Annotated in this window: 16 protein-coding genes and 1 riboswitch; of the genes, 10 read left to right on the top strand and 6 right to left on the bottom strand. The window is 61.8% G+C overall.

Features of this window, described 5'->3' with window-relative positions; translation table 11 throughout:
* Window positions 1–33: 33 nt before the first annotated feature.
* Both GFM02_RS07470 and GFM02_RS07465 read right to left on the bottom strand, forming a co-directional pair.
* Window positions 34–1,578 carry a M48 family metalloprotease gene (locus GFM02_RS07470; protein ID WP_168268672.1) on the bottom strand — a complete coding sequence of 515 codons (1,545 nt, stop codon included), beginning with the start codon at window positions 1,576–1,578 and terminating at the stop codon, window positions 34–36.
* A gap of 389 nt (window positions 1,579–1,967) precedes the next feature.
* Window positions 1,968–3,506 (bottom strand): MDR family MFS transporter, encoded by a 1,539-nt coding sequence (locus GFM02_RS07465; RefSeq protein WP_168268669.1) that lies wholly within the window; start codon window positions 3,504–3,506, stop codon window positions 1,968–1,970.
* 116 nt (window positions 3,507–3,622) lie between these two features.
* On the opposite strand from GFM02_RS07465, the gene GFM02_RS07460 reads away from it, so the two are divergent.
* From GFM02_RS07460 to GFM02_RS07445, 4 genes are all read left to right on the top strand, one after another.
* Complete coding sequence (locus tag GFM02_RS07460; RefSeq protein WP_168268667.1) at window positions 3,623–4,150, top strand: MarR family winged helix-turn-helix transcriptional regulator; 528 nt, start codon at window positions 3,623–3,625, stop codon at window positions 4,148–4,150.
* 57 nt (window positions 4,151–4,207) lie between these two features.
* Entirely contained in the window at window positions 4,208–4,864 is a 657-nt protein-coding gene (locus tag GFM02_RS07455; protein WP_205930208.1) for a thiamine diphosphokinase, read from the top strand.
* A gap of 3 nt (window positions 4,865–4,867) precedes the next feature.
* Window positions 4,868–6,685, top strand: coding sequence for an ABC-F family ATP-binding cassette domain-containing protein (locus GFM02_RS07450; protein WP_168268663.1), 1,818 nt, complete (start codon window positions 4,868–4,870; stop codon window positions 6,683–6,685).
* Between the two features lie 120 nt (window positions 6,686–6,805).
* Window positions 6,806–7,435 carry a hypothetical protein gene (locus GFM02_RS07445; RefSeq protein WP_168268661.1) on the top strand — a complete coding sequence of 210 codons (630 nt, stop codon included), beginning with the start codon at window positions 6,806–6,808 and terminating at the stop codon, window positions 7,433–7,435.
* A gap of 37 nt (window positions 7,436–7,472) precedes the next feature.
* Here GFM02_RS07445 and GFM02_RS07440 read toward each other — a convergent pair whose 3' ends face one another.
* The 3 genes from GFM02_RS07440 to GFM02_RS07430 all read right to left on the bottom strand — a co-directional run bounded on the left by GFM02_RS07440 (window position 7,473) and on the right by GFM02_RS07430 (window position 9,919).
* Entirely contained in the window at window positions 7,473–7,685 is a 213-nt protein-coding gene (locus GFM02_RS07440; protein ID WP_168321282.1) for a type II toxin-antitoxin system RelE/ParE family toxin, read from the bottom strand.
* On the bottom strand, window positions 7,682–7,930 hold the full coding sequence (locus GFM02_RS07435) for a type II toxin-antitoxin system ParD family antitoxin (protein ID WP_168268764.1): 249 nt from the start codon (window positions 7,928–7,930) through the stop codon (window positions 7,682–7,684). Before GFM02_RS07435 ends, GFM02_RS07440 begins: the two co-directional genes overlap by 4 nt.
* Window positions 7,931–8,026: 96 nt before the next feature.
* Window positions 8,027–9,919 (bottom strand): ABC transporter ATP-binding protein/permease, encoded by a 1,893-nt coding sequence (locus tag GFM02_RS07430; protein WP_205930207.1) that lies wholly within the window; start codon window positions 9,917–9,919, stop codon window positions 8,027–8,029.
* Between the two features lie 114 nt (window positions 9,920–10,033).
* A riboswitch (SAM riboswitch) is annotated at window positions 10,034–10,111 on the top strand.
* Between the two features lie 47 nt (window positions 10,112–10,158).
* Here GFM02_RS07430 and metA point away from each other — a divergent pair.
* From metA to GFM02_RS07400, 6 genes are all read left to right on the top strand, one after another.
* A complete protein-coding gene (gene metA / locus GFM02_RS07425) occupies window positions 10,159–11,082 on the top strand; it encodes a homoserine O-acetyltransferase MetA (RefSeq protein ID WP_168268657.1) in 924 nt (307 codons plus the stop codon).
* 196 nt (window positions 11,083–11,278) lie between these two features.
* The gene (locus GFM02_RS07420; RefSeq protein WP_168268655.1) at window positions 11,279–12,301 is read left to right on the top strand and encodes an aldose epimerase family protein; all 1,023 of its coding nucleotides are present in this window, start codon (window positions 11,279–11,281) and stop codon (window positions 12,299–12,301) included.
* 133 nt (window positions 12,302–12,434) lie between these two features.
* The gene (locus tag GFM02_RS07415; protein WP_131620037.1) at window positions 12,435–13,208 is read left to right on the top strand and encodes a GntR family transcriptional regulator; all 774 of its coding nucleotides are present in this window, start codon (window positions 12,435–12,437) and stop codon (window positions 13,206–13,208) included.
* Window positions 13,205–14,236: an SIS domain-containing protein gene (locus GFM02_RS07410; protein ID WP_168268653.1), complete on the top strand. Its 1,032-nt coding sequence runs from the start codon at window positions 13,205–13,207 to the stop codon at window positions 14,234–14,236. Before GFM02_RS07415 ends, GFM02_RS07410 begins: the two co-directional genes overlap by 4 nt.
* A complete protein-coding gene (gene nagA, locus GFM02_RS07405) occupies window positions 14,236–15,387 on the top strand; it encodes an N-acetylglucosamine-6-phosphate deacetylase (RefSeq protein ID WP_168268650.1) in 1,152 nt (383 codons plus the stop codon). The genes GFM02_RS07410 and nagA overlap by 1 nt, the downstream gene beginning before the upstream one ends.
* 17 nt (window positions 15,388–15,404) lie before the next feature.
* A complete protein-coding gene (locus tag GFM02_RS07400; RefSeq protein ID WP_168268648.1) occupies window positions 15,405–16,133 on the top strand; it encodes an SIS domain-containing protein in 729 nt (242 codons plus the stop codon).
* A 183-nt stretch (window positions 16,134–16,316) separates the two neighbouring features.
* Here GFM02_RS07400 and efp read toward each other — a convergent pair whose 3' ends face one another.
* Window positions 16,317–16,886: an elongation factor P gene (gene efp, locus GFM02_RS07395; RefSeq protein WP_168268646.1), complete on the bottom strand. Its 570-nt coding sequence runs from the start codon at window positions 16,884–16,886 to the stop codon at window positions 16,317–16,319.
* Between the last annotated feature and the right edge of the window lie 109 nt (window positions 16,887–16,995).

Genomic DNA, 16,995 nt, shown 5'->3' with positions numbered 1-16,995 from the left:
GCACAGACTGGCCCGGCGCAAACCGGGCCTTTTTTATTCGGCGATGATCTTGACGCGATCGCCTGTTGCAACGGCTGCACCAGTGGGCAGGGCGTTGATGAGCTTGAAGAGATCGAGCTTGCGGTCTGTGCCCATCATGCGGGCGGCGAGCGTCGAGATGTTCTCACCCGGCCGGACGGTGACGACGCGGATGCGCAGCGGCTTCAGCGAGGCGGTCTCTGCCGGCGTCATGCGGCGGAAGCTCGCCCGCAGCACATTCGCCGTTGGCTCAAGGGCGCCGCTGCCTTTCGGCACGGCGGTCAGGAAACGGAAGATCTGCGAATTGTTGCGGATCACGGTCACATCGAAATCCCAGCGGTCGGCGCTAGCGCGCGCGGTGGCTGCTTCCATGCCGTTGATGGTGATCGGCTGGATGGTCGACGGGTCGAGCCCGGTCACCCAGCCGCTGGAAATATAGTTGGTGAGGCTCTGGTTCTGATTGTCGGCGACGCCGTCGAAGCGGACGGCGATGTCGTTCGGGCCGGTGGCCATCACCGCTTCGACCTTGTTGTCGATGTGGAAATCCGGCGGTACGTCGAAACGGATGCCGAGGCCGCCATGCAGGAACGTCTGGCCGCGCACATAGCCTTCTTCCGGGCTGTCGCCGTAGAGCAGTCCGTCTATGCCGTCGAGATAATAATTGCGACCCTTGTCGCCGACCGAGCCTTCCTGGCCGAAGGCGCGGGCGTGGGTGCGGGCAAGTTCTATGCGCTGGACCGAATTCGGATGGCTCGACAGGAAGTCGAGGCTCTGGTCGGCTTCGGGATCAACCGACATGAAGCGACTGTAAGCGGCCATCGAATCGAGGAACCGGGTGGCGGCATAAGGGTCGTAGCCGGCTTCGCCGAGCATGCGCACGCCGATGACATCGGCCTGCAGTTCCTGCTGGCGGGAGAAGGCGGCGAGCCGTAGTTTGCCGCGGGCAAGCGCCTGCTTGCCGGCGATGTCGCTGGACAGGACCTCGGCGACGACGCGGCTGGCGATGACCTCGGCCTCTTCGCGCTTCTGCCGCTCGATGCCGTGGTTTGCCGTCACATGGCCCATTTCGTGCGACAGCACAGCAGCGACTTCCGAGGCGTCGTTGGCAAGGGCGAGCAGGCCGCGGGTAACGTAGAGATAACCGCCCGGCAGCGCGAAGGCGTTGATCGCCGGCGAATTCAGAATGGTGATGCGGTAGGACTGGCTCGGATTTTCCGACACCGCCGTCAGCGCGCCGGCGATGCGGGCGACGAGGCGCTCGGTTTTGGCGTCCTTGTATTCGCCGCCATAGCTTGCCACGATGCGCGGATGCTCGCGGGCGCCCATTGCCGCGCGCGGATCGTTCTTCTGCACCTCGTCGACGATCTGCGGATTGGAAGAAGGCGAGACACTGGGCTGATAGGATTGGTCGATCAGCGATTGGCAGCCATTCAGCGCCATTGCGAGGGCCGAAAGCAGCATCATGCGACGCGCGAAGCGCCGCGGCGCGGAGATGGCATCACTGGAAAGCGCGGGCGATTTCCACGTCGTCGAGCTGTCCAGTCTGATTCTCCGCATCATGTCGCTGTTTTGCCGGTTTGCCGCAGATTCGGACCGACCGTGGCAAGGGGAACTCAACAGGTGCGCACCCCTGATCTCGCGCTGCACAATCGGCCGATACAAGTCGTTGCTGTAGCTGATTTACGCATCGGTTGCATAGCGAGACTTCGTTTAAATGTGGCGCCGTTGCATTTTAGCAAGCCTCAGGCATTAAGGCTTCCTTTCGCTCGGATGAAATTATGGCGAAAGTTCCGTCACAAAGCGGAGATTCGTCGACGGCGCGGAAAAAGAACGGCCCGATTGAAGCAACCGGCTCGATAGCGACAGTCTTGCGAGAAAATTGCAACCCTTGATATAGGCGTCGAGAGGAAGGCCTCCCGATGAAGCATTCTCTCGCAGTAACGATTCGACTATTCGGCAGCTTCCGCCGTCGCCGGTTGCGGCTTCGTGGTTTCGCCGGCGCGAGGCAGCTGCACGGGTTTCAGCATGATGGCGGCGGCAAGGCCGATCAGCGCAATGGCGCAGGAAGTCATGAAGAGCGGCGAGAAAGCGGCGGCATAGGTATCGGCGACGGCCCGGCGGCTCGCTTCGGGAAGGGCGGCCATCATTTTCGGCGTCAGCTGCTCGATATCGGCGACGCCGGGAATGGAGATGCCGACCTTGCCGAGCTGAGAGGCGATGATGGCGCCATAGATGGAAATGGCGATCGAGGCACCGCCCATGCGCGACAGCGTCACCGAGCCGGTGGCGGCGCCGACATCGCGGGCGGGTGCTGCATTCTGTACGCCGATGACGGGAACCTGCTGGGCAAGGCCGATGCCGATGCCGTGCAGCATCATGACCGCGCCGATCAAGGCGATCGGCGTTCCCGCGTGGATCTGCGACATCAGTGCAAAGGCGATGGCACTGCAGGTGAGGCTTGCAATGGCGAAGGGCTTGTAGCGCCCCGTCTTCGAGATGATGCGGCCTGCGGAAAGCGACCCGCAGACGAGGCCGCCGGTCAGAAGGATGAAGAGCAGGCCAGCGGCAGACGGCGAAAGGCCGGTCGTGGTCTGCAGGAAGAGGGCGAGATAATTGACCATGCCGATGGCGATGGCGCCGCCCATGATCGAGATTACCAGGAGCAGGCTGAAGGTCGAATTGCGAAACAGCTGCAGGGGAACGATCGGTTCGGGCGCGCGGCGCTCGACGAACACCCAGGTGACGGCGCAGACGACGCCGAAGGCGACGATGCCGATACTCTCAGGCGAAATCAATGCACCGAACAGTTCGCTGCTGTCGGTGGCAAGCACGATGCTTGTCGTCGTCATGGCAAGCAGAAGCGCACCGGCATAATCGATCTTGGGGCGGCGATGCGGTTTGCGGTACGGCAGCATGAAGGCAAGGCCGGCGAGCACGATGAAGCCGATCGGCACGTTGACGAGGAAGATCGAGCGCCAGCCGAAAAGATCGCTCATCGTGCCGCCGAGCACCGGGCCGATCGCGCCCGATGCCATCAGCACGAGGCTGGAATAACTCTGGTAGCGCGCCCGCTCGCGTGGCTCGAACAGGTCGGCGTTGACGGCGAAGATCGATACCATGATGCCGCCGCCGCCAAGACCCTGCAGCACGCGGGCGGCGATCAGCGTATTCATCGAGACCGCAAGGCCGCAGACTGTCGATCCGACGGTGAAGATCATGATCGCCGTCATCATCACGTATTTGCGGCCGAACAGGTCGCCGAGCTTGCCGTAGAGCGGCATGACTGCGCTCAGCGACAGGAGATAGGCCGAGCCGATCCAGCCGAAACGCTCGAGATGACCGAATTCGCCGACGATCGTCGGCAGCGCAGTGGAGACGATCTGATTATCAAGCGTCGCCATGAACATGGCGGTCATCAGGAAGAAGAAGAGGATAAGCCGGCGACGAGGATCCGTCACGAGCGGCGCAGGCGCGAGTTGCATGTCCATGGGAGGCATCGTTCCGGGTTGAAGTGCATTTATGTGCTAACAGCATATAGTTGTCAATGGCACATTAATGACATCGGCATATTCAATTTTTGAATCGGCTCTGTTATGGTCCTGTGATGAGCGACGTCCTGACCAAGACCCCTTCTGTGGAGCCGGCCGCGCCGGATCGTGAAAACGTGCCGCGTATCGGCCGGAGCATGGCGCGCATGCGGCTGATGACCGGGCGGCGGCTGATCGGCCGGCTGGCGATCCAGAGTGCTGCACCGGGCCTCGAGCTATCGCATCTCGACGTGCTCGATGCCGTGCGGAGGGCGCAGCCTGCCGGCGAGGTCACGGTCGGCATGATCGCGGAGATGCTGCGCATCGATCCGTCACGGGCAAGCCGGGTGGTGGCCGACATGGTCGGCCGCAACGTGCTGCGCCGCGAGGCCTCGCAGGCCGATGCGCGGCGGATCGTCGTCGTCATGACCGAGGCCGGCCAGGACCTGCTTGCCGAGATCGTCGCGCAGAAGCTTGCGATCATTTCCGAAATCGTTTCGGACTGGCCGCAGGAAGATGTCGAGCGCTTCGCGGCGCTTTTCGAGCGCTTCATCGGCGGCTACGAGGCGGTTTTCCTGTCGCGCGACAAGGATACGCCGGGCTGAGGCAGACGCCGTCGTTCGCCGGCCCTTCCCCTCGACCCCTCGTTTGCGCTAAGGGCAATGCCCATGAGCCAATCCACCTTCACCATTCTCCTTGGCGGCGAACTCAGCCTGACGGAGCGCCTGCGCGATGCCATCGAAGACAGCCGCTTCATTGCGGCCGATGGCGGCATGCGGCATGCGGCAGCACTCGGTATTACGCCGGAGCTCTGGGTCGGTGATTTCGATTCGACACCTGATGATCTCGCGGGTGCATTTCCCGATGTGCCGAAACAGCCCTATCCGGCAGCGAAGGCGGCGACGGACGGTGAAATCGCCGTGGCGGAGGCCATCGCGCGGGGCGCGCGGCGGCTGATCCTCGCCGGTGCGCTCGGCGGCGAACGTTCCGACCACGCGCTTCAGCATCTGCTGTCGGCCGTCAGCCTGGCGGAAGAGGGTTTCGACCTGCTGCTGACCTCGGGCAAGGAAGAGGCAGTGCCGCTGGTTGCCGGTGCGATCGAACTGGACCTTCCCAAGGGCAGCCTGTTTTCCGTGCCCGGATTCAGCGAGCTGAGAGGGCTTTCCATCGAGAATGCGCGTTATCCGCTGGCAGATTTCCATCTGCCTTTCGGCTCGTCGCGCACCATTTCCAATGTTGCGGAAGGCAAGGTTCGCTTTTCGCTCCGCAGTGGCCGAGCGTTCGTGCTCGCCCGGCCCTATGATCTTACCGGAGTCTGATTTTTGGCCCCTCCCATTCTGAAACTCGACGATATCTTCCTGAGCTTTGGCGGTGCACCGCTTCTGGCGGGTGCCGGCCTGCAGATCGAGCCCGGCGACAAAATCTGTCTCGTCGGGCGTAACGGCTCGGGAAAATCGACGCTGCTGAAGATTGCCGCCGGCCTGGTCGAGGCGCAGTCCGGCGAGGTCTTCCGCCATCCGTCCTCGACGGTGCGTTATCTCGAACAGGCACCGGATTTTGCCGGCTTCAACACGGTGCAGGCCTATGCCGAGGCCGGCCTCGGCCCGGGCGATGACCCCTATCGTGTCACCTATCTGCTGTCGCATCTCGGGCTGAGCGGCGATGAGGACCCCAAGATGCTGTCCGGTGGCGAATCGCGGCGCGCAGCCCTTGCCCGGGTTATGGCACCGGAGCCGGACATTCTTCTGCTCGACGAACCGACCAACCATCTCGACCTGCCGACGATCGAATGGCTGGAAGGCGAGCTGCAAAAAACGCGCAGCGCCTTGGTGCTGATCTCGCACGACCGGCGTTTCCTCGAAAAGGTCTCGACGGCAACCGTCTGGCTCGACCGCGGCACCTCGCGCCGGCTCGACAGGGGCTTTGCACATTTCGAAGCCTGGCGCGATCAGGTGCTGGAGGCCGAGGAGCTGGAGCAGCACAAGCTCGGCAAGTCGATCGAGCGCGAGGAGCACTGGCTGCGCTATGGCGTCACGGCGCGGCGTAAGCGCAACATGCGCCGTCTCGGCGAGCTGCAGACGATGCGCTCGAACTATCGCGGCCACAAGGGACCGCAGGGCACGGTGCAGGCGACGGTTTCGGACGCGCAGGAATCCGGCAAGCTGGTGATCGAGGCCGATAAGATCACCAAGAGCTTCGGTGAGAGGGCAATCGTCACGCCGTTTTCGATCCGCGTGCATCGCGGCGACTGCATTGGTCTGGTCGGACCGAACGGCGCCGGCAAGACGACGCTGCTGAAGATGCTGACCGGACAGCTTTCACCCGATAGCGGCATCGTCAAGCTCGGCACCAATCTGGAGATTGCGACGCTCGACCAGAAACGCGAAGATCTCGATCCCGAGGATACGCTTGCCAACTATCTGACGGATGGGCGCGGCGAAAACCTGCTCGTCAACGGCGAGCAGCGCCATGTCACCGGCTACATGAAGGAATTTCTGTTTCAGCCGGAACAGGCGCGTACGCCGATCAGAAACCTCTCCGGCGGCGAACGCGCCCGGCTGATGCTGGCGCGCATCCTTTCGCGCCCGACGAACCTCTTGATCCTCGACGAGCCGACCAACGACCTCGATATCGAAACGCTCGATCTCCTGCAGGAGATTGTCGCCGGCTTTCCCGGCACCGTCATCCTCGTCAGCCACGACCGCGATTTCCTCGACCGCACCGTGACCTCGACGATCGCACCCGCCGTGCCGGATGCGCCTGATGGTCGCTGGATCGAATATGCCGGCGGCTACTCGGACATGCTTGTACAGCGCAAGGGCGCGCTTGAGGAGCGCAGAAAAGCCGAGAAGGCGGCGGAGAAGCCGAAGACGCAGCAAGCAACAGCTTCAGGCAGCTCGAAGGTCAAGCTCTCCTTCAAGCAGAAATTCGCACTGGAAAACCTGCCAAAGGAAATGGCGAAGGCCGAAGCCGAAATCGCCAAGCGCGAACAGGTGATGGCAGACCCCAATCTTTTCACGCGCGATCCCGCAGCCTTCAACCGGCTTGCCGGCGAGATGGAAAAACTGCGCGCCAGCCTGACTGACATGGAAGAGGAGTGGCTGGAGCTCGAAATGCTGCGGGAAGAGCTGGAAGGCTGAGATTTTCTCGAGGCTCAAGGCTCACTTTTCCTTGATTCGTCAGTGTGTCGTCCTGCGGCGTAAGGTGCCGTCCGGCAGCCGGGGATATTGCCGATCGCAATGGCGACAAGGAAAAGTCATATGTCTCGCAAGCCTCGTTCCCGTTTTCTCACAGCACTTAATGCCGGCAGCCTCGTGGCGCTTGCCCTGTCGCAAGCCGCACAGGCGCAAGACGCCCAGCGCATTCGTGTTCGCGGCGCCATCGAAAGCCTCAGCGGCGATACGCTCGTCGTCAAGACGCGCGAGGGCAGCGATGCGACGGTCGCGCTGAAAGCCGGCTGGAAGGTCGGCGGCATCAAAAAAGCTTCCGTCGAGGATATCAAGCCCGGCGATTTCGTCGGCGTCGCTTCGCTTCCGAAAGGCACCGGCCCGGACGGGGCGATCGAGGTGCTGATCTTTCCGGCGTCGATGAAGGGAACCGGTGAGGGCAACCGTCCCTGGGATGCGCAGCCGAACAGCCAGATGACCAACGCGACTGTCAGCAACGCCGTCAAATCCGTCGACGGCCACACGATCACGCTGACCTATCAGGGCAAAGAAAAGACCATCTCGATTGCCGATGGCACGCCGATCGTGACGTTGGCGCCTGCGACCAAGGATGATCTGAAGCCCGGTGCCGGTGTCGTCATCACCGGCGAGACGGCGGCGGATGGCAGCATCTCGGCCAGTCAGATCGCCGTCGGCCTCAACGGCGTCATACCGCCGATGTGACGGCCGGCTTCAGAAAAAAATGGCCATAGGTCCAACTCTACGCAAAGAGGCTTTGCCAGGGATGGAGCCGCATCGGCGGGTTTAGCTCACGGCGCTCACGGGCCACGCGTGGATTATCGGCCAACAATTCAAACGCGTCGAACAAGTCATCGACGTATCGCTCCGACTGCAAAGCGCCGAACTGATCGGCGCCGAGAACGTAGAACGCGACTACGTCCCGATCCGCTTCGACGGTTGTGCGGTATTTCATACACGCCGTGCAGCCAGCCGTTCGCGCGCCTCTCGAAGAATATCGGCCTTGGGACGATCACTGACGCCGCTTTCCAGCCCGTCCGTGATCAAACGCTGCAATTCCGCCAGCTTACCTGCGCGCTCTTGATCACGCCGTATCAAGTCGCGGACATAATCGCTCGCATTGCTGTAACGCCCGGTTTTGGTCTGAGCGTCCACCCATTCCTTCATTGGATCGGGCAGGGAAACATTCATCGTCGCCATATACATCACCTCGCCCCATATTTTGGCGAAGATCGCATCATCCTCGCCATACCGTGGCAACGAGATTTTCCTCAACACGCTGGGACGCGCGGCGTTTTACAGCGCCGGCGCGGGCACGGCGGCAGCGCCGGCACTGGCGCTGGCGCCGGTCTGGACGACAGGCGGCTGTTCCTCGGATTTTGACGGCAGCGCCTGCAGATGCAGCACGCGCGGCTTCAGCACCTCGAGATAGGCCTCGGAGCGGCCGATGTAGATCATGCCGCTTTCGGGCATCGAGGTGAGCAGTTTGGCCATTGTTTCCTGAAATTCCGGCTCCATGCCTTCCAGCACTTCGTCGAAGATGATCCAGCGCGGGCGCACGAGAAGCAGCCGGGCAAATCCGATCGCTTTCTGCTGGTCGCTGTCGAGCAGCTTGTCCCAGCGGGCGCGGGTTTCGAGCCTTGCGATCAGCGAATGGAGACCAACCTTGTCGAGGGCCGCCTCGACGTCGGCTTTCTCGTAGGCTTCGGGACGTTCGGGGAAGGCCAGCGCCTCGCGCAGCGTGCCGCCGGGAACATAGGCAACCTGCGGAACGAAGAGCATGTCGTCGATCGGCGGCAGGCCTATCGTGCCGCTGCCGCACGGCCAGAGCCCGGCCATCGCCTGGAAGAGCAGCTTGCGATTGACGCTGTGATCGCCGTTGATCATGATTTTTTCGCCGGCCTTGATCACGACATCGGTTTCACGCAGGCGGAAACCGCCGCATTCCTCGATGTCTTCGCCGATCTTGGCAACGATCACCACGTCCTTCAGCGTCAGCGTGTCGGGCGCGGCGTTTTCATAGGCGATGCTGTCCTTCAGGTCGAAGTCCTCTTCCATCTCGACCAGCGCCTGGCGGAAATCGGTGACGCGCATCAGCGTGGCGCGCCATTCGGCGATCGGGCCGAAATTGGACACATACCAGCGCAGCGCCGTGTTGACCTGGTTGAAGGCACCGACGGACATCATCAGCTGGCCGAGGGTGAGACCGCCGGAGAAATAGGCGGGGGCGGCAACGATGATCGGGATGACGATCACCAGCCAGCCATAGCCGGCCGAAACCCAGGTGAGATTGGTATTGGCCATGGCAAGCCGCTTGACGACTGTCAGGACCGAGCTGATATCGGTGTTGATGCGCCGACGCTCGTTCTCCTCGCCGCGGGCGACGGTGATTGCCGGCATGTTTTCGTTGGCGTGCATCAGCGTGAAGCGAAGCTCGGCCTCTTTCGAAAAACGATCGGCATTGAGCTTCACCAGCTTGCGGCCGACCACCTGGCTCAGCACCGAGGCGGAAGCGGCATAGAAAATCGCCGCCCAGACCATGTAGCCTGGAATGGAGAAGCTGTGGCCGCTGATGCGGAAGATGAAGCCGCTGGAAAGTTCCCAGAGCACGCCGATGAAGCTCACAAGAAGAATGGTCGACTGCAGCAGGCCGAGAACCAGTCCTGTCGTGCTTTCGGCAAGGTTGCGGGAATCCTCGTGCAGACGCTGGTCTGGATTGACGCCGATCAGGCCGCTGGAGGCGAGCCGCAGCGCTCGCTTGCGCTTCAGCCACTGGTCGACCAGATCGCGCGACAAGCCTTCGCGCATATAGAGCGCGGTCATCTGGTTCAGCCAGGCCTGCAGCACGTTGAGCAGCAGCAGCGTGCCGGCGATCATCGCGAAGATTTCGAGCTGGTGGAAGAATTCGCCGAGGTCGCGGCGCTCCAGCGAGTCGTAGAAAGGAGCATTCCACTCGTTCAGGATGACCTGGCCGTAGGATGTCGCCAGGATAACGAGGATCAGCACGGTCGCCAGAAACAGCACCTTGCCACGCACTTCCGAATTCCAGAATGCTGAGAACATGACGCCGAGGCGATATGTCAGGCTTAAATCATACCCTACCCTATCCTGCCTCCGGATGCCCGGCCTCCTCTCGATCTTATCTGCCATTACGCTTTTCCAAATCGCCCATGCCCCTATAAATAACATGGTGGCGTTACCGGTCTATCAACAGATTCTATCAGTCATTAAAGTGTGATGATGCTTGCATGAGTCTCTCCTGCATGCATTCGCCAGTTGATTCGCAATCAGACTGGGTCTAATTAAGGCCTCCGTGGTGATTTGGCCGGCCGGCTTGCAGCCACGTTAAAAAAGTCGCTAAAGGGCCGCGTGCGGACCGGTAGCGATTTTTGTCGCCGCCGGTTTTTGTTTTTGATCGAGTGACCGCAATGCCCATCAAGATCCCCGATACGCTGCCCGCCTTCGAAACCCTGGTTCAGGAGGGTGTGCGGGTGATGACCGAGACGTTGGCGATCCGTCAGGATATCCGACCGTTGCAGATCGGGCTGCTGAACCTCATGCCGAACAAGATCAAGACCGAACTGCAGATGGCCCGTCTCGTCGGCGCCTCGCCGCTGCAGGTGGAACTGTCGCTTATCCGCATCGGCGGCCACAAGGCGAAGAATACGTCCGAGGATCATCTGCTTGCCTTCTACCAGACTTGGGAAGAGGTAAAGCACCGCAAGTTCGACGGCTTCATCATCACCGGGGCGCCGATCGAGCTTTTGCCCTATGAGGACGTCACCTATTGGCCGGAGATGCAGGAGATTCTCGACTGGACGGAAACAAATGTCCATTCGACGATGAACGTCTGCTGGGGCGCGATGGCGGCGGTATATCATTTTCACGGCGTTCCGAAATACGAGCTGAAGGAGAAGGCCTTCGGTGTCTACCGTCACCGGAACCTCAAGCCGTCCTCCATCTATCTCAACGGCTTTTCCGACAATTTCGAAGTGCCGGTGTCGCGCTGGACCGAAGTGCGCCGCACTGACATCGAGAAATCCGAAAGCCTGGAGATCCTGATGGAGTCCAGCGAAATGGGCGTCTGCCTCGTGCACGAGAAGAGAGGCCGGCGGCTCTACATGTTCAACCATGTCGAATATGATTCCACCTCGCTTTCCGACGAGTATTTCCGCGACGTCAATGCCGGCGTGCCAATCAAGATGCCGCACAACTACTTCCCGCATAACGATCCGGCGCTTGCGCCGCAGAACCGCTGGCGCAGCCATGCGCATCTCTTGTTCGGCAATTGGATCAACGAAATCTACCAGACGACGCCCTTTGATGTGGAAGAGATCGGCACCGATCTCTGACCGTTGACGATCGCGCCGCGAGCCTATGCCGCCGCATCACTGCTGCGGCTTTTCTTTCTGATCCGCCGGTTGCGGATCGAAGCAAATCCGGGCAGGTTCCTGTCCTGAAGCCTACCACACCGCGCGTCTTCGTCGGACGTGCAATGCACAGTTTGAATCGCTGCAAATTCAGCAGGGACAGAATGGACGGTCGATCATGTCGGATAAGTTGGAGCGGGACGTTTTCGGGCAGACGCAGGCGGGCGAGACCGTCTATCGCGTCGAGATCAAGGGCGGCGGGCTGACGGCCAAGATCATCAGCTGGGGCGCGGTCATCCAGGATCTGCGTCTCGAGGGACATGATGCGCCGCTGCAGCTTGGCTTCGACGATTTCGACAGCTATCTGCTTTATTCGTCCTACTTCGGCGCGACGCCCGGCCGCTGCGCCAACCGCGTCGGCGGCGGCAGGTTCACGCTTGACGGTAAGGACTATCAGCTCGAGCCGAATGAAAACGGCGTCACGCATCTGCATGGCGGCAGCGACAATATCGCCAAACGCAATTGGACGATCGTCGAGCATGACGTCGACCGCGTGGTGCTGAAGATCGTCGATCCTGATGGCCGCGCCGGCTATCCCGGCAATTGCACCATCCAGGCGACTTTCTGGGTGCATGGCAATGGTGAACTGTCGATCACCTACGAATCGACCAGCGACCAGCCGACGCTCGCCAATGTCTGCCAGCACGCCTATTTCAATCTCGACGGCCGCGAAGACGCGCTTGGCCATGACATCATGATAGCCGCCGATCACTATCTGCCGACCGATGAGAAGCAGGTGCCGACCGGTGAGATCCGTCCCGTCGAGGGCACGGAATTCGATTTCCGCGAGATGGCGCCGATGAAGCGTTTCGTCGGCAGCCAACAAGCATTTTACGACCACAATTTCTGCCTGTCGGGCGAGCGTACCGCCAAGCGGAGCGTCGCGCTTGCCCGCAGCCTTTATTCCGGTGTGTCGCTGGAAGTGCGCAGCACGGAGCCAGGCGTGCAGTTCTATGCCGGCTTCAAGCTCGATGTCGGAGCGCCCGGCATCGGCGGGCGCAAATACGGCCCATTCGCCGGCTTCTGCCTGGAGACGCAGGTCTGGCCGGATGCCATCAATCACCAAGGTTTTCCGAATGCGGTCCTGCGCCCCGGCGAAGTGCTGCGCCAGGAGACGGATTATATCTTCACCAAGAACTGAGTGTTTCTGCCGCACGCACGGCTGTCAAATTCGAGCGCTATGAAACCCTTGCTGGTCCGCCGGTGAGGGTTTTTTCGTTCCATATTCGATTCTGACTTGCCGATTGGTTCTATATAGGTTCTATTGTGTGTCCATGGATAGAACCAGTCTGATAGCGGAACTGAAGAGCCGCGGCCTGCGTGACGAGGCGCTGACCGGGCCGCTCTACAAGCGGCTGGCGCAGACGCTGACCGGCCTCATTCAGGAAGGGCTGCTGAAGCCCGGCACAGCGCTGCCGGGCGAGCGCGACCTTGCCGAGGCTTTGAAGCTCGGCCGTGTCACCGTGCGCACCGCCTATCGCGACCTGATGGCGTCAGGCGCACTGGAATCGCGCCACGGAAGCGGTACTTTCGTATCGAGCAGGGTGGAGCGCATGGAACAGTCGCTGTGGCGGCTTTCCTCCTTCTCCGCCGACATGCGCTCGCGCGGGCGTCTGCCGGCCGCACGGATATTGTCGCGGGCGGTCAATACGCCGTCGCCGGAGGAATCCTTCCTGCTCGGCCTCGGCGGCGACGAGCCGGTGCTGAGACTCGACCGCTTGCGCCTTGCCGACGGCCTGCCGCTGGCGATCGAACGCGCCGTGGTGCCGATCAAGTTCCTGGGACACGATGCCGGCGGTGAGGGATCGCTCTACGATGCGTTGACGGCCAGCGGCCACAGGCCCGTGCGCGCGCTGCAGCGGCTGACTGCGGTCACGCTTGATCCGTCCTCTGCCGCGATCCTGAACGTCAAATCAGGCGCGCCGGCGCTTCTGATCGAACGTGTCTCGCGCCTGGAAGACCAGCGCGTCGTCGAATACACCCGCTCGCATTATCGCGGCGATGCCTATGATTTCGTTGCCGAATTGAGAATCGGAGATGACCTATGAATGACAACCAGTCACTGATGCTGCAGGAAGCCGGCCAATCGCCCGAGGTGGTGGCCACGCTGCTCGAAAAGGAAAAACCGGTCTTTGCCGAGATCGCCCGGCTGTTTTCGTCCGCCCGCCCGAGCGTGGTGACGACGGCGGCGCGCGGCTCCTCGGACCACGCCGCCACCTTTTTCAAATATCTCTTCGAGATCACCTGCGGCGTTCCGGTCGCCTCGGTCGGCCCGTCGATCGCTTCGGTCTATGGTGCGGCGCTGCATCTGAAGGGCGGTGTCCATTTCACCGTCTCGCAGTCGGGTGCCAGCCCCGACATCGTCGCGCTGCAGGATGCGGCGAAGAAGGGCGGAGCAACGACGATCGCCGTCGTCAACGTCACCGACAGCCCGCTTGCGAAGCAGGCCGATATTGTTCTCGGTCTCAATGCAGGTGCTGAAAAGAGTGTCGCGGCGACAAAATCCTTCATCGCCTCGGTTGCAGCCCTTTCCGGGGTAACGGCTGCGATCGGCGGTGCGTCCGATCTGCAAGCCGCGCTCGGCAAGCTGCCGGAGGCGCTCTCGGCAACCGCCGGCATCGACACGGCGGCAGCCGAGGAGGTGCTCTTCAATGCGACCTCGCTCTATACCGCCGGCCGCGGCCCGGCTTTCGCGATCGCGCTCGAAGCGGCGTTGAAGGCCAAGGAGACCTCCGGCCTGCATGCCGAGGCCTTCTCGCTGGCGGAACTGATGCATGGTCCGATGCGCCTGGTGCAGCCGGGCTTCCCGATCGTCGCCTTTGCGCCCGACGATGCGGCTTTCGCCAACAATGTGCAGGCGCTGGAACGCCTGCAGAAACTCGGCGCCAACACCGTCGGTTTCTCGACGCAGCCGCTTTCCGGCGTCCATCTGCGCGTGCCGACGACGGGCAACGGCCTCGTCGATCCGCTGGTGTCGCTGCTCGTCTATTACCGGCTGATCGAGTCGGTGACGCGCCGCAAGGGCTTCGATCCCGACAAGCCGGCAAACCTGCTCAAGGTGACGGAGACGGTCTGATGGTCCGCAAGATCTTCCTCGGCGCCCGCATCTTCGACGGCGAGCGCTTCCATGACGACAAGGCCCTCATCGTTGTCGGCGGCCGCGTCGAAGCGATCGTCGCGAAAAACGATCTGCCGGACGGCGAGGTGGTGACGCTTGCCGGCGGTGTTCTGTCCGCCGGTTTCATCGATGCGCAGGTCAATGGCGGCGCCGGGCGGATGCTGAACGATGAGCCTTCCGCCGCTTCGATGGACATTATCGCCGGGGGACACCGGCCCTATGGCACGACGTCGCTGCTGCCGACGCTGATCACCGATACATCAGAGGCCTCCATTGCCGCCATCGAGGCGGCCAAGGAGGCAGTGAAAATGAACCGCGGCGTCGCCGGCCTGCATCTCGAAGGCCCGCATCTGGCGCCTGCGCGCAAGGGCGCGCATCTGGCGGAACTGATGCGGCCGGTGGATGACCGCGATGTCAAGGCCTTCATCCAGGCGCGCGAGGCGATCGGCACGCTGCTGGTCACCATGGCCGCCGAGCAGGTCACGGTTGCCCAGGTGCGCGAGCTTGCGGAAGCCCGCGTCATCGTCAGCATCGGCCATTCCGATTGTTCGAGCGAGGCGGCGGAAGAACGTTTCGATGCCGGCGCGCGGGGAGTCACGCATCTCTTCAACGCCATGAGCCAGCTGGGACACCGTGCGCCCGGTCTCGTCGGCGCGGCGATCGATCATCCTTCGACCTGGTGCGGCATTATCGCCGACGGCCATCATGTCGATCCGAAGGCCCTGCGCACGGCGCTGCGCGCCAAACGCGGCGAAGGCAAGCTGTTCTTCGTCACCGATGCGATGTCGCTCGTCGGGTCGGAGAAGGACTCGTTCACGCTGAACGGGCGCACCGTCCGGCGCGAAAGGGGCGGCTTCTGCTCGAAGCTGGTGTTGTCCGACGGCACGCTGGCCGGTTCCGATGTCGACATGATCTCGACGATCCGTTACGGCGTCACCTATCTCGACCTGACGCTCGCCGAGGCTTTGCGCATGGCGACCCTTTATCCGGCCCGGTTCCTCAGGCTTGCCGATCGCGGCCATCTCTCGCCGGGTGCGCGTGCCGATCTCGTGCATCTCACCGATGCGCTTGCCGTCACCGCCACCTGGCTCAGCGGCGAAGCGACCTGAAATCAAGGATAAGCCGGATGACTGATATCACCGATGCCTATTTCTCCAACCTCATCGGCCGGCTGGAAGAACTCAAGCAGACGCTTGCCGAGCCGATGGCGCAGGCAGCAGCCGTCATCCTCGATGCTGCCCGCGGCGACAAACGCGTCTATGTCTTCGGCACCGGCCATTCGCATATGCTGGCGGAAGAGGTGCACTATCGTGCCGGCGGGCTCGCCTTCACCGTGCCGGTACTCGTCGGCTCGGCCATGCTGCATGAGGGCGCGGTCATCAGTTCGGTCTATGAGCGCACGCAGGGCCTGGTACGGCCGATGCTGGAGCGTTACGGCATGCAGCCGGGCGATGTCATCATCATCGCCTCCAATTCGGGCGTGAACGCCGCGCCGATCGAGGCCGCCGATTATGCGCGTGAAATCGGCGCAAAGGTGATTGCCGTCACGTCGATCGCCTATTCCTCAGCGATCGCCAATGGCCGCCGGCGGCTCGCCGACGCGGCCGATGTGGTGCTCGATAACGGCCTGCCACCGGGTGACGCCGTTATCGATCTCGAAGGCACCGGGCTTCGGGTTGGGCCAGTCTCGACAGCAGTCGGGGTGACGGTCATCAATGCGATCTTCGCGGAAGTCGCCTCGGAGCTTTCGAAATCCGGCGATGCGCCAATCTATCTCAGTGCCAACATGCCGGGCGCCGCTGAGATCAACCAGAAGCTCGTCAAGAAATACCGTCCGCGCAACCCGCATCTCTAAAGCATGTCGCGCAAAAGTGTGCCGCGGTTTTGCGTCCGGAATTGCGTGAAAACAAAAAGATAGAGCATGATGCCGAAAAGTGTGAGCGGTCTTCGGACGACATCATGCTCCGATTATTAATCGAGACGGCGGATACAAAAAAGGCCGGCGTGAGCCGGCCTCTTCGATAAGCTGAAACCAGGATCAGTCCTTGGCGCGTTCGACGTAGGAATTATCTTCCGTCGCGATGACGACGCGGGTGCCGGTATTGATGTGCGGCGGCACCATGGCGCGCACGCCGTTCGACAGTATGGCCGGCTTGTAGGACGACGAAGCCGTCTGGCCCTTGACGACCGGTTCCGTCTCCATGATTTCGAGCGTGACGTGGCGTGGCATCTGGATTGCCAGCGCAATGCCTTCATGCATTGACAGAACGCAGGTCATGCCTTCCTGCAGATAAGCCTTGTCGTCCCCCATCGTGTCGACATCGACGACGACCTGATCGTAGTTTTCAGGGTTCATGAAGTGAAAGCCTTCGCCGTCTTCGTAGAGGAATTGATGGTTCACGTCCTCGACGAAGGCACGCTCGACCTGTTCGGTGGTGCGCCAACGCTCGGAAACCTTCACGCCGTCGACGATGCGGCGCATGTCGACCTGGGTGACCGGCGTGCCCTTGCCCGGATGAAAGTTCTGCGCAGTGAGAACGACGTAGAGCTTGCCGTCGACATCGAGAACGTTGCCCTTGCGGACCGAAGAGGCGATGACCTTGACCATAAGACTTCCTTGTAACTCGGCTTTCGGCGTCGTAGATGACTGTCGAGACGCTCCGAAGACGCAAATGTTTTTCTTTGGGGCGCAACTAACCTAAAATCCGGGAAATAGC

Origin of the sequence: Rhizobium leguminosarum bv. viciae, assembly GCF_012276115.1 — a bacterium.
Classification (GTDB): domain Bacteria; phylum Pseudomonadota; class Alphaproteobacteria; order Rhizobiales; family Rhizobiaceae; genus Rhizobium; species Rhizobium leguminosarum_T.
Note: the sequence above shows the minus strand (reverse complement) of the source record. Positions and strands in the feature narration are given on the sequence as shown.

What these genes read in the sequence shown, in the direction of transcription:
- GFM02_RS07470 (WP_168268672.1), bottom strand. Translation starts at nt 1,578, where the DNA reads ATGATGCGGAGAATCAGACTGGACAGCTCGACGACGTGGAAATCGCCC.
- GFM02_RS07465 (WP_168268669.1), bottom strand. Translation starts at nt 3,506, where the DNA reads ATGGACATGCAACTCGCGCCTGCGCCGCTCGTGACGGATCCTCGTCGC.
- GFM02_RS07460 (WP_168268667.1), top strand. Translation starts at nt 3,623, where the DNA reads ATGAGCGACGTCCTGACCAAGACCCCTTCTGTGGAGCCGGCCGCGCCG.
- GFM02_RS07455 (WP_205930208.1), top strand. Translation starts at nt 4,208, where the DNA reads ATGCCCATGAGCCAATCCACCTTCACCATTCTCCTTGGCGGCGAACTC.
- GFM02_RS07445 (WP_168268661.1), top strand. Translation starts at nt 6,806, where the DNA reads ATGTCTCGCAAGCCTCGTTCCCGTTTTCTCACAGCACTTAATGCCGGC.
- GFM02_RS07440 (WP_168321282.1), bottom strand. Translation starts at nt 7,685, where the DNA reads ATGAAATACCGCACAACCGTCGAAGCGGATCGGGACGTAGTCGCGTTC.
- GFM02_RS07435 (WP_168268764.1), bottom strand. Translation starts at nt 7,930, where the DNA reads ATGGCGACGATGAATGTTTCCCTGCCCGATCCAATGAAGGAATGGGTG.
- GFM02_RS07430 (WP_205930207.1), bottom strand. Translation starts at nt 9,919, where the DNA reads ATGTTATTTATAGGGGCATGGGCGATTTGGAAAAGCGTAATGGCAGAT.
- metA (WP_168268657.1), top strand. Translation starts at nt 10,159, where the DNA reads ATGCCCATCAAGATCCCCGATACGCTGCCCGCCTTCGAAACCCTGGTT.
- GFM02_RS07420 (WP_168268655.1), top strand. Translation starts at nt 11,279, where the DNA reads ATGTCGGATAAGTTGGAGCGGGACGTTTTCGGGCAGACGCAGGCGGGC.
- GFM02_RS07415 (WP_131620037.1), top strand. Translation starts at nt 12,435, where the DNA reads ATGGATAGAACCAGTCTGATAGCGGAACTGAAGAGCCGCGGCCTGCGT.
- GFM02_RS07410 (WP_168268653.1), top strand. Translation starts at nt 13,205, where the DNA reads ATGAATGACAACCAGTCACTGATGCTGCAGGAAGCCGGCCAATCGCCC.
- nagA (WP_168268650.1), top strand. Translation starts at nt 14,236, where the DNA reads ATGGTCCGCAAGATCTTCCTCGGCGCCCGCATCTTCGACGGCGAGCGC.
- GFM02_RS07400 (WP_168268648.1), top strand. Translation starts at nt 15,405, where the DNA reads ATGACTGATATCACCGATGCCTATTTCTCCAACCTCATCGGCCGGCTG.
- efp (WP_168268646.1), bottom strand. Translation starts at nt 16,886, where the DNA reads ATGGTCAAGGTCATCGCCTCTTCGGTCCGCAAGGGCAACGTTCTCGAT.